Origin of the sequence: Micromonospora sp. NPDC051925 (genome assembly GCF_044548625.1) — a bacterium.
Lineage (GTDB): Bacteria > Actinomycetota > Actinomycetes > Mycobacteriales > Micromonosporaceae > Micromonospora.
In genome coordinates this window covers 156,651-167,345 of sequence record NZ_JBIUCH010000020.1, presented here as the reverse complement: position 1 = coordinate 167,345, position 10,695 = coordinate 156,651, and the positions used below count along the sequence as shown (strand labels likewise).

Sequence of the window (10,695 nt, the reverse complement as noted above, 5' to 3'; positions counted from 1 at the left end):
TTTACGCCATTCACCGACGACCCGCTGGCGAGGGCCCGGCCCTCAGACCGTCTACAAACCCACACTGGACGAACGCTCTCGAATCACCCACTCAGGCGTCACCGAGAAGCACCCAAGCGTGCTGCGGGGACGGGCCGCGCTGCTCAAGCGTCACCCGGAGCGCGTCGCCGACTTCGAGAAGGCATGGCAGGAGGCCGACGGTGCTGCTGTCAACGGGCATCTGCTGCACGCGCTCATCGCTGGCGTCCTGACGGAGATGGCGGAGGAGTTCGGCTTCCGGCCGAACTCGTCCGACACCGACCTGCGGATCATGCAGGAGTCTGTCTGGTGCTGGTACGAGCTGGTGCTCGCTGGGCTCGACGGCCGAGCCTCGGTGGGAAGCGCTGCGTACCCACCGAATCGGGGTATCTATCCCAACGAGGACAGTTACAAGAGCCGTAAGGACTGGGCTTTGCGTCGGACCCGGGCGGGGTCCAAGGGCTCGCAGGGCGAGCAACTCGCCGCCCGAGAGATCGTCAGGCGGATAGGCAGTGCGATCGAGGCCGTGCCACAGCAGAGCGGTCAGGTCGATTCGCTCAGCATCCTCGACCAGATGCTCCCGCCGACTCTGGCCGCCGCCACCCGGCGGCGGCTGGCCCGGTACACCGGTACGCCGCAGCTGACGACCTATCAGGCCGAGACCATTCCGGTCCTGGCCAGGGCCATGGGATCGGGCGAGAACCTGCTACTCAGCGCAGTCACCGGCAGCGGCAAGTCGCTACTGGGTCAACTCGCGGCAGGATATGTGGTCGGCCGGCGGCAACTCGGCCACCGCAATCGCCGGGCGGTCATCGCCCTGCCGCTCAAGGCGCTCGTCGGTGACGTCGTCAACGAGTTGACCGGCTGGTTCGCGGACGCCGGCCTGCAGTTCCGGGTGCTCGGGGGAAGCCGTGACTATCCCGAGAACGTCGAGGATCTGGCCTCGGGCCGGTACGAGGTCGCGGTCATGATCTACGAGACGCTCGACGCGTACCTCAGCAGCGGACAGGATCCTCTGCGCGGCTGCGGCGTCCTGATCGTTGACGAGTTGCAGTACCTCGACGACGAAGGACGTGGCCCGAGGCTCGAGTCGATGCTGACCAAGGTGCGGCTGAACTACCCGAAGCTACCCATCGTCGGCATCAGCGCGGTGTTGTCCCAGGAGAGCCGGGCGCGGCTCGCCGAGTGGCTCGACGTCGACCAGGAACGCCACCGGCACACCTCCGAGCGCCCGGTGTCCCTTGACGTCCGCGCCTACGACGGTTTCATGTGGCGCAAGTTGCGGGACACCAGCGCCGTCAGGGACGACGGGGACGGTGGGGACGGTGGGGACGGCGGTGGCGGCAACAGCGAGATCGAAGAGGCGCAGCTGGACCTGAAGTCCCAGATGTTGTCGGACTGGGCGAGGGACGGCAGCGCGTCACGCTCGATCCTCGACCGCGCTCGAAGCGGCGGAAACGTGTTGGCGCCGGCGGTGGTCGTGCACAAGCTCAAGGAGAATCCCGAACTCCGCGTGTTGGTGTACACCCGGTCGCGGACCAGCGCCTTCTCGCTGGCCGCGGCGATTCAGGCGGCGATGGACCGGGAGTTCGGTCCTGTCCGGCGTACCCGGAACAACCCTTGGCGGTTCGGTCGGTACCGCGACGAGTCGCTGGACACCGAGGTGGCCGAGGAGCGACGCCAGCGGTTGAGCCGCACCGCCGCGCACGGCGCCCGCAAGGACGTCGAGACCGCATTGATGACCGGCTGCGCGTATCACACCCGGCAGCTCACTCGTCCGCTGCGGGAACTCGTCCAGGACGAGTTCCGGGGCGGCCTGCTGCGGGTGCTGGTGACGACCGACACGCTCAGTGTCGGCTTGAACCTTCCCGTGGACGTGGTCGTTCTCGCCAGTTCCACGGTCAGCACCGGCGGGCCTGCCGGGGAACTCCGTTCGCTGGGGCTGGGAGACGTCAAGAACCGCATCGGGCGAGCGGGCCGGCTCGGGTTGAGCAAGAGCGGTGACGCGTGGGTGCTCACGGAGGACGCCGACTACCTGCACCGCAAACTTCGCCCGAACGACGAGCTGGACGCGACGACGCTCAGCACCGTCGAGGGTCTCTGGCAGCACTTCGTGCTTCCCCGGCACGGCGGTACCGAGGTGGCGAGCCGGATGACCAGTGACGACATGGCGTCGCTCGTGCTTCAGGACATGACGGCACGGGGCCGGAGCCAACCTCTGACGGAGCACACCGCCCGGGCGCAGAAGGTCATCGGCGCCACCCTGCTGGCGGATCTGACCTCGGCAGATTTGCCCCGGGCCGAGGACATCCTGCAGGGGCTGATGAAGAGAGGGCTGGTCGCCAAGCTGGACGCCCATGGGTGGAAGGCGTCACCGCTGGGTGTGGCGATCGCTGTCAACAATCTGCCGCTGCCGACGGCCCCCGTTCTGGAACAGCTCGCCGACCTGGCCGTCCGTGGTGCGAGCGATCTGGACCTGATCGCCGTCGCGGCCACCAGCGCGTCGGTGCGGCGGCTCAACTGGATCTCGATGTCGCCATGGGAGCCGGATTGGACGCACGGCGAACTCGAACAGGAGACGATCAAGTCGGTCGGCCGTCTCATCGCGCCCCTCTGCGCCGAGGGACGCGAGGCCCGGCTCGCCGCCGAGGAGCAGTTGCTTCGGGAACTGCGGCAGCGCGACCCGAACGCTGTGCTCAGACCCCTCCCGGAGTCCGTCCTGGCCGATCAGGGACACAGCGAGGACAGCGCCGTGGTCGGCCTGCTGCGCAACTCGGAAGGGTTGCGCGACGTGAATGTGGTGCTGCGTGCGTTCGTAGCCTATCTCTGGCGGCACGGCGTGCCGTTCGCAGAGATCAAAGGACGGGTGGAAGCCGGCACCCGCTACGAGCGTGAGCGGCGTCGGCGTCGACACCGCGTCACCACCGAGGTGCGCCGGGTCGAGCTGCACCTCGCCGACGTCGAGCAGTTGTGCGACCAGGTGAGCAACGTCCTGGGCGCTGCAGACCACTACGCGCGGCACCGGAACGCGGGCTCACGCACCCAGCGGCTGCGTCCGCTTGCCGAGGCGATGTGGTCAGGCGTCCCGGCATGGCTCACTCCGCTTCTCGACCTGCACGTGGAGGCGTTGCACCGCGAACGGTTGATCACCCTGCCGGCTGACGAAGAGCCCGAGGAGCTACGGGACCTCCTGACAACGACCCAGCTGGGGTTGACCGAGGCGGAGATCGAAGCCGCCCGCGCCGCACTGGACGCCGCCGAGCGCCGGCAGCAGCCACTGCAGGCCCGGCTTCCCATCGGACTGAGTGAGAAGCCGGTTGCCGACGATTCTGACGCGCCTTCCTACGGCGACTACTTCACGGACTTCAGTCTGGCGGAGGACCTGCCGGAGGTGGTCGACCTCCTGACCGGTCTTTTGGAGCGGTACCACCTCTGGGTGCAGGCCATGACGGACCGCGTGCAGTTCCGGCTGCCCACCGGCCAGACCGGCACGCTGATCGTCGCCACCGAGCGCGTCACCAGCGCGGTCGTCCAGCAGATGCTCGTCGACGAAGGTAGCGGGGAAGAGGCCCGCGCCCTGTTGTGCCTCGGCGGGATGACCGACCGGGCGAGGTCCTACGCCCAATCGGTGCTCGTGCCGGGACGGATCGTCCTGACCGGCATCGACAGCCTTCTGGCCCTGTTGAACCGCTCCCTGCGGGCCGGTCAGGACTCGGGCACGCCGATGGCGGAGGCCGTGTTCACGAGTTTCGCGGCGGAGTGTGGCCGGGTCTCGGTCGTCCTGACGTCCGCCTGAACATCGTGCGACCCTGCTGCGTCGACCGACTGCGCGACGTGCTTGTCATGCGACCCGTGCGTCCTTCATCAAGGGAGTAGGCCCCCGACCGGGGGCTCGAAGGGGAGAACGACCGCCGCGTCCAGCTTGGAGAGGTCAGAGGCGGCGGTCGTTCCGGAACGTCCCGGAGGACGCTCATGAGCAATCAAACCACCAAAGTCCTGGTGGCGGGAGTCACTGTCGGCGACACCGCGCTGACCTTTCTGGTCACTGCGGGAGAACTGGATCCGAACGCACAGGGCCTCGTCGCGATCGTCCTGAGCCTGACGGTCCTGGTGCACGCGGTGACGCTGCTGGTCTGGACGTCGAAGGGTGGGGCCCGGTAAGGGTTCACAGTGGGGTGCGGGTGGGCTCGGCCTACCCGCACCCACGTCTGTGCCCCGGCAGGGCACGTACCTGCGCCAGCACGCCCCGGTGTGGCTATCCTGGCCGGGTGCTGCCCCTGCCGCCCGGTGACTTCCGGGCCTACCTCTTCGACTGCGACGGCACGATCGTCGACTCCATGCCGGTGCACCACCTGGCCTGGCGGTCCGCGCTCGACGAGTGGGGCTGCGACCTGCCCGAGGACCTCTTCTACGCCTGGGGCGGCCGACCGGTGGCCGACATCGTCGTCGACCTCAACGCGCGGCACGGGCTGGCCATGCCGGTCGACGTGGTGGCCCGTCGCCGGGAGGACGCCTACCAGAGCTTCCTGCCGCAGCTCACCGCCGTACCGGGGGTGCTGGCGCACATCGAGCGGGCGCACCGGCGGGTGCCGTTCGCCGTGGTCTCCGGCAGCACCCGTGAGTCGGTGACCGCCTCGCTCAGCGCGCTCGGCCTGCTCGACCGGTTCGACGTGCTGGTCTGCGCCGAGGACTACGCGCGGGCCAAGCCGGACCCGGAGTGCTACCTGATGGCGGCCCGGCTGCTCGACGTACCGCCGGAACACTGCCTGGTCTTCGAGGACACCGACCTGGGCGTCGCGGCGGCGACGGCGGCGGGTATGGCCTCGGTACGCGTCCCACCGCCCTGGCAACGCTGACCGGCTCAGCCCCGGTAGAGGTTCTGTGCGTACGCCGGGCCGTAGCGGTGTTCCAGGTCGGCCAGGCTCTCCGCCGGCGACTCCACCTCCTTGATCAGCCGGGCCCGGGACGGCAGCACGTCCGGCTGCCAGGTCTCCGGCTGCCACAGCTCGGAGCGGAGGAACGCCTTCGTACAGTGGTAGAAGATCTGCTCGACGGTCACCTCGACGGCGAGCACCGGCCGGTGCCCCTGAACCAGCATGTCGTCGAAGTAGGGCGCGTCGCGCACCAGCTTCGCCCGGCCGTTGATCCGCAGGGTGTCCGTCCGGCCCGGGATCAGGAAGATCAACCCGAGGTGTGGGTTGGCGAGGATGTTGCGGTAGCCGTCGGCCCGCCGATTGCCCGGCCGCTCCGGTAGCGCGATCGTCCGGTCGTCGAGCACCAGCGCGAAGCCGGCCGGGTCGCCCTTGGGCGAGACGTCACAGCTGCCGTCCGCGCCGGCCGTGGCGACCAGGCAGAACGGCGAGGCCGCCAACCACTGCCGGTCCCGTTCGTGCAGCACGGCGCGTTCCTTGGCCACCGCCCGGGCACTGGGTGCCCCCAGCAGCTCGCGTAACTCCTCGTGCGAGGTGATCTCCTCCGTCACGTCCGCCTCCCCCATCCGTTGATCTCGGTGGCGGGCGGTGCGCACCGGCCGCCGTCCGTCAGCCTAGGCGGGCACGGCGAGCAGGGCTGCCCCCGGCGACCGTGGGGTACCGGCTCACCCTGCCCCTGGACGCGAAGCAGTGGAGGACCGCGATGGAGAGCCGACTGAAGGTGCTCGGGCACCCGGTGCACCCGATGCTGGTGATGTTCCCGGTCGCGCTACTGGTCACCGGCACCCTCTTCGACATCGTCGACACCGTCGGCGGCCCCGACTTCCTCGCCGAGGTCGCGTACTGGAACATCACCGTCGGTCTGGTCGGCGGCCTGCTGGCCGCGGCGGCCGGCGCGTTCGACCTGCTGGCCATCCCGGCCGGCACCCGGGCGAAACGGGTGGCGCTCACCCACGCGGCGGCGAACGTCGCGGTGATCCTGCTCTTCGCCGCCGTCTGGGCGGTCCGGTTGAACGCCGACTCCCGGGCGTCCGGCGGCGCGCTGATCGCCATCGAGGTGGTCGGGGTGGCCATCCTCGGCGTCAGCGCCTGGCTCGGCGGGGAGCTGGTCGACCGGTTGGGGGTCGGGGTCGACCGGGACGCCGGCCTGGACGCCCCGAGTTCACTGCGGCCCGGTGCGGCCCGCCGACCGATGGGAGAGGCGCGGTGACCGAGCAGCCGGGCCGGGGCTGGCGGGGCCGCCAGCAGGGCTGGGGCCCGATGGGGGAGCTCCAGTCGTTGCGTGCCGAGCTGAGCCGGCTGGTCGGTGGCGGCCGGGGTGCCTCGCCGGACGTCGAGCTGACCGAGGTCGCCGACGGCTGGGAGGTGATCGTCCGGCTGCCCGGGGTGGCACCGGAGGAGGTCGCCGTCGAGCTGGACGACCGGGAACTCTGCGTCCGGGCCCGGTCGGAGGCCGAGGTCAATGCCGACCAGGGCATTCCCGGCGGTTTCGAGACGCGGGGCTTCGAGTACCGGGTGGACCTGCCGTCCCGGGTGGACCCCGACACCATCGACGCGGTGATGGACCACGGCCTGCTCCGGGTCCACCTGCCCCGGGCGGAGCGGCCCGCGCCGCGCACCATCACCGTCGGCCGCACCGGCTATTCGCCCGGTCCGCTCCGTCGCGGTACGACCACCGGGGTGGACCCGGCGGCGGACCGGGAGCTGCACCACCCCGACACCACCGTCGACCCCTTCCACCGGCCGTAGGGCCCGATGGTCACCCCGGCACTGGGCGGCCCGGTGGGCGAGCGGGTGCCCGACGTCGCCCGGATCGCCGTGCTACGGGCCAACGCGCTCGGCGACCTCGTCTTCCTGCTGCCCGCCCTGGATTCGCTGCGGGCGGCGTACCCGGCGGCGGAGATCGTGCTGTTCGGCGCGCCCTGGCACGTGGCGCTGTGGCGCGACCGGCCGGGCCCGGTGGACCGGGTGCTGGTCGTCCCGCCGGCCCCCGGCATCCGCGAATCCGGTCCCGACGAGGCGTCCGGGTCGCTGGACGACTTCCTGGCCGGCGCGGCCCGGGAGGGCTACGACCTGGCGTTGCAGGTGCACGGGGGCGGGGCCAACTCGAACCCGATCATGAGCCGGTTGGGTGCCCGGGTCACCGCCGGACTGCGCGCCGAGGACGCCCCACCGCTGGACCGCTGGCTCCGGTACGTCTACTACCAGCCCGAGGTGATCCGTTACCTGGAGGTGGTGGCCCTGGTCGGGGCACCCGCCGTCACCGTCGTACCGACGCTCCCGGTGACCGACGCCGACCGGGCCGAGGCGCGGGCGGTGTTGGGTGAGCCGGCGCGTCCCCGGGTGGCGCTGCACCCCGGGGCGACCGACACCCGGCGGCGCTGGCCGGCGCAGCGGTTCGCCGAGGTGGCCCGCGCGCTGCACAGCGACGGGTACGAGGTGCTGGTCACCGGCACCCCCGCCGAGCAGGCGGTGGTCGACGAGGTGGTGGCGGCGGCCGGGGTGCCGGTCCGCCCGCAGGTCGGCACGCTCAGCCTCGGCGGGCTGGCCGCCGCGTACGCCGGGTGCGGGCTGGTGGTCTCCAACGACACCGGACCGCTGCACCTGGCCGGCGCGGTGGGCACCCCGACGGTGGGCGTCTACTGGGTCGGCAACATGATCAACGGGGCGACGCCGCTGCGCGCCCGGCACCGCCCGATCGCCGCCTGGACGACGCGCTGCCCGGTCTGCGGGGTCGACTGCACGCCCGGGATCTATCCGCACCGACCCGGCGACGGCAACTGCCCGCACCGGGACTCCTTCGTCGCCGACGTGCCGGTGGCCGAGGTGCTCGAAGCCGCCGCCGACCTGCTGCGCCCGGAACCGGGCGCGGGCGGGGCCGCCGCCGGCTGACGGTGTGGGCTCGGGCCGGTCGCGGTGCCGGCTCGGGCCGGTCACGCGGCGGCGGGGGCCCGGCCGGCGGTGGGGCTCAGGCCGGCTGTGGGGTGTCGGCGACGACGACCTCCCACGCCTCGACGGTGCGTTCGGTGACCGTGGTCGGCGACTCCAGGTGGTACGCGCCGCTGGGCAGCACGCCCGCGCCGCCGTACCGGGCCAGCACCGCGAGCTGGGCGGCGACGTCCTCGCCCTGGTGGTTCTCCGGCACCCGCCGCCAGAAATCGAAGCCACCCGAGTCGACGAGCGCCGCCCGGTCGTAGAGCACGCAGCCGCCGATCCAGGAGACCTTGTACGCCCGCCAGGCCCCCGGCGGCAGGTTCAGCTTCTGCTGTACGTGCAGCAGGTTCGCGGCCGGGTGGATGGCTGCCCGCTGCCACTGCGGCGTGTCCGGGCGGATCCGCTCCGGGACGACCGGCCCGTCCCACTCCTCGTAGTGGTCGTGCGTCTCGGGGCGTACGTCGTCGACGTACGACAGGCCGTGCACCGCGTTGCCGACGAACCCGCAGCCCAGCTCCCCGATCGCGGTGACCAGCCGGTCCAGGGTGCCCGGTTCCAGCCAGACGTCATCGTCGAGGCAGAGCACGTACCGGGCCACCGACCGGTCCAGCAGGTACGCCCGGTGTTCGGCCAGCCCGCGCCGGGGCAGCCGCCGGGTGAGCAGCACCTGGTGCCCCTGGTGGCGCAACGCCCGGACCATGGTGGCCGCCGCCGGGTGCGCGTACGCCGGATCGTCGTCGGACTGGTCGCTGACCACCACCCCGAAGTCGGGCACTCCGACCTGGGCGGCCAGCCCGGCCAGGGTGACCGCCAGCTCGGCCGGCCGGTTGCGGGTGGGGATCAGCACGTCGAGCCGGCGGGGCTGGCGGAACTCCTCGGACGTGCCGGGGTCGAGCGGTCGATTCACGTGGTCCTGCCCATGCTCTCGGCGGTCGGGCTCGGGGTCGGGCTCGGGCTCGGGGTGACGGTGGTCGGTGCGTTCTCCGGGCCGGTGTCGGCGGCCTGGGCGCGGATCCGGTCGATGATCGCCGAGGTGGACCGGTCCGGCACGTAGCCGAGGGTGCGTACCTGACCGCCGAGCCGGCGCACCAGCGGTGCCTCCGGGACCATCTCCGGCGGGTAGTCGCCGCCCTTGACGTACACGTCGGGCCGGACCGCCTCGATCAGGTCGGCCGGCGAGTCCTCCTCGAAGACCACCACGTGGTCCACGCAGGACAGCGCGGCAAGCAGGGTGATCCGGTCCTCGATCGGGTTGACCGGCCGGTCGGGGCCCTTGAGCCGGCGGACGCTGGCGTCGGAGTTGACCGCGACCACGAGCAGGTCGCCGAGCGCCCGAGCCTGTTCCAGGTAGCGCACGTGACCGGGGTGCAGCACGTCGAAGCAGCCGTTGGTGAAGACCACGGACCGGCCGGCCCGCCGATGGTCGCCGACGATGGCGTCCAACTCGCCGGTGCCGACCAGCGTCGGGTGGGTGGTGCCGCCGGGTGCGCCACCGAGCGCGTCGAGCAGGTCCTCCCGGCGGCACACACAGGTGCCGGTGTCGGAGACGGTGATGGTGGCGGCGAGCTGGGCCAACTGGGCGGCGGTCGGCAGGGACGCCTCGGCGGCCAGCGCGAGGGTCATCGCCGCCAGGTACGCGTCCCCCGCGCCGACGGCGTGGCTGGCCGGTACCGGGGTGCTGTGGCTGCGCCGGGGTGCCCCGTCCGCGCCGCCGACGATCGCGCCCTCGGTGTCCAGGGTCACCGCGACCACGTCCGCGCCGGTGTGCGCGCGCAGCTCGGCCAGTCGCGCCTGCGCCAGTTCGGCCCGGTCGACGCCCTCGCCGACGGTGGCGTTGACGGTCACCCCGGCACCGGTCACGCTCAGCCCGTCCCCGGTCATCGCGACCCGGCCCTCGCCGGGGGTCGGTTCGCCGGTCGGGCCGGCGGGGGCCTGGCCGACCCCACCCGGGGCGGTGCCGACGACCAGCTCCGACGGCCCGTCCGCCGGGTCGCTCGGCGGGTGGTCCAGGTGCAGTCCGGGGCCGCCGGTACGGGCCGGGGCGGGCGGTGCGCCGAAGCCGGCGGCGGCCCGGGCCAGCAGCCGGGTCGCCTCGGCGAAGCTGGGGGTGACCACCGTCGGGTTCAGCCCTCGCCAGTCGGCCAGGTCGTGGGCGTCCAGGGCGACGGTGGCGTAACGGTGCCGGTGGGCGACCAGCCAGGCGCGTACCGGGGCGGGTAGCGCGCCGAGGCCGTAGTCGCAGACCACCAGGGTGGGCGCGGCCCCACCGGCCACCGCCCGCAGCTCCTCGGTGGCGCAGCCCAGTGCGGTGAGCAGCCGGGCGACGCCGTCGTCGTCGAGCGGGTCGTCCGGGTCTCCGGAGTCCTCCCGGAGCAGGATCTGGTTACCGGCCAGCATCCGGCGCTTCACCGGGGTCGGCCGGTGCGGCTCGCTGACGGTACGGTCCCAGACCCCGGCCCGGTCCAGGCAGTCGTGCAGTTCGTCGCCGGCCACGTCCGCGCCGACCGGGGCGACGAGCAGGGCCCGTCCGCCGAGGGTGGCGACGTTGACCGCAGTGTTCGCGGCCCCACCGGCGGCGGTGATCCGTCGACGCAGGGTGAGGATCGGCGCGGGTGCCTCCCGGCACAGCCGCTCCGACTCGGCGAAGCGCCACTCGTCGAGCATGGCGTCGCCGACGACGAGGACGGCCCGTTCCCCCCAGCTCTCCACGACGGTGGCGAGCCGGCGCTGTTCCGCTGCTGCTCCTGCCATGCCCACCTGCGTCCCCCGGCCCGACCTGGTCAAACCTGGTCCGCCGGCAGGCGGCGACGGT

Annotated in this window: 9 protein-coding genes; 6 read left to right on the top strand and 3 right to left on the bottom strand. The window is 72.3% G+C overall.

The features are described 5' to 3' along the window. The first annotated feature begins 118 nt into the window (after positions 1 to 118). From ACIG87_RS25445 to ACIG87_RS25435, 3 genes are all read left to right on the top strand, one after another. Positions 119 to 3,814, top strand: a complete 3,696-nt coding sequence (locus tag ACIG87_RS25445; protein ID WP_396853793.1) for a DEAD/DEAH box helicase — start codon at positions 119 to 121, stop codon at positions 3,812 to 3,814. A gap of 176 nt (positions 3,815 to 3,990) precedes the next feature. Then, a complete protein-coding gene (locus ACIG87_RS25440; protein WP_396853791.1) occupies positions 3,991 to 4,179 on the top strand; it encodes a hypothetical protein in 189 nt (62 codons plus the stop codon). A 107-nt stretch (positions 4,180 to 4,286) separates the two neighbouring features. After that, a complete protein-coding gene (locus ACIG87_RS25435) occupies positions 4,287 to 4,874 on the top strand; it encodes an HAD family hydrolase (protein ID WP_396853789.1) in 588 nt (195 codons plus the stop codon). Between the two features lie 5 nt (positions 4,875 to 4,879). Here ACIG87_RS25435 and ACIG87_RS25430 read toward each other — a convergent pair whose 3' ends face one another. Continuing rightward, complete coding sequence (locus ACIG87_RS25430; RefSeq protein WP_396853787.1) at positions 4,880 to 5,500, bottom strand: pyridoxamine 5'-phosphate oxidase family protein; 621 nt, start codon at positions 5,498 to 5,500, stop codon at positions 4,880 to 4,882. 152 nt (positions 5,501 to 5,652) lie between these two features. On the opposite strand from ACIG87_RS25430, the gene ACIG87_RS25425 reads away from it, so the two are divergent. From ACIG87_RS25425 to ACIG87_RS25415, 3 genes are read left to right on the top strand one after another with little or no spacing between them, the layout of a single operon-like run. Then, positions 5,653 to 6,159, top strand: coding sequence for a DUF2231 domain-containing protein (locus tag ACIG87_RS25425; RefSeq protein ID WP_396853785.1), 507 nt, complete (start codon positions 5,653 to 5,655; stop codon positions 6,157 to 6,159). A 50-nt stretch (positions 6,160 to 6,209) separates the two neighbouring features. After that, complete coding sequence (locus ACIG87_RS25420) at positions 6,210 to 6,698, top strand: Hsp20/alpha crystallin family protein (RefSeq protein WP_396853801.1); 489 nt, start codon at positions 6,210 to 6,212, stop codon at positions 6,696 to 6,698. 6 nt (positions 6,699 to 6,704) lie between these two features. Beyond that, positions 6,705 to 7,841 (top strand): glycosyltransferase family 9 protein, encoded by a 1,137-nt coding sequence (locus ACIG87_RS25415; RefSeq protein WP_396853784.1) that lies wholly within the window; start codon positions 6,705 to 6,707, stop codon positions 7,839 to 7,841. Positions 7,842 to 7,917: 76 nt separating this feature from the next. Here ACIG87_RS25415 and ACIG87_RS25410 read toward each other — a convergent pair whose 3' ends face one another. Together ACIG87_RS25410 and rfaE2 are read right to left on the bottom strand one after the other, a co-directional pair. Next, a complete protein-coding gene (locus ACIG87_RS25410; protein ID WP_396853782.1) occupies positions 7,918 to 8,790 on the bottom strand; it encodes a glycosyltransferase family 2 protein in 873 nt (290 codons plus the stop codon). Then, entirely contained in the window at positions 8,787 to 10,634 is a 1,848-nt protein-coding gene (gene rfaE2 / locus ACIG87_RS25405; RefSeq protein ID WP_396853780.1) for a D-glycero-beta-D-manno-heptose 1-phosphate adenylyltransferase, read from the bottom strand. The genes ACIG87_RS25410 and rfaE2 overlap by 4 nt, the downstream gene beginning before the upstream one ends. Positions 10,635 to 10,695: the final 61 nt, after the last annotated feature.